Origin of the sequence: Gilvimarinus gilvus (assembly GCF_030518155.1) — a bacterium.
Classification (GTDB): Bacteria; Pseudomonadota; Gammaproteobacteria; order Pseudomonadales; family Cellvibrionaceae; genus Gilvimarinus; species Gilvimarinus gilvus.
On record NZ_JAULRU010000413.1, the window covers coordinates 1 to 340 of the forward strand.

Annotated in this window: 1 protein-coding gene; it reads right to left on the reverse strand. The window is 24.4% G+C overall.

The genetic code is table 11. From position 1 onward, the window contains the following. Window positions 1-103: 103 nt before the first annotated feature. Window positions 104-340 (reverse strand): hypothetical protein (locus QWI17_RS06835; protein WP_302721774.1); only part of this gene is annotated, 237 nt, incomplete at its 5' end.

A 340-nucleotide genomic window follows, 5' to 3' on the forward strand; every position in this document is an offset into this window, starting at 1 on the left:
GTAAATATGATTTAGAAGTTCCATAAACTGATTTAGAAAACGAATTTAACGAATAATGTTCAGTCCTAAAAAAATCCGAACGGTTTCGTTCGGATTTTTGGTTTTATTTAATATAATAGTATAATACTTCAGAATCAAAAATACTTTTTTTAAGTCTTATATTTTCAACTTCATTATTCGGTATCTCAATATCTCCTAACGAAGTTTTTTGAAAATAATAATAAATCTTACCATTATTAGCTTCTAATTTTATTATCGGATCATTGTGATCATAATATTTACTCGCATTCTTAATTGGATAATTTATTGCCAAAGCTTTATCTACATTAATATAAAAGTC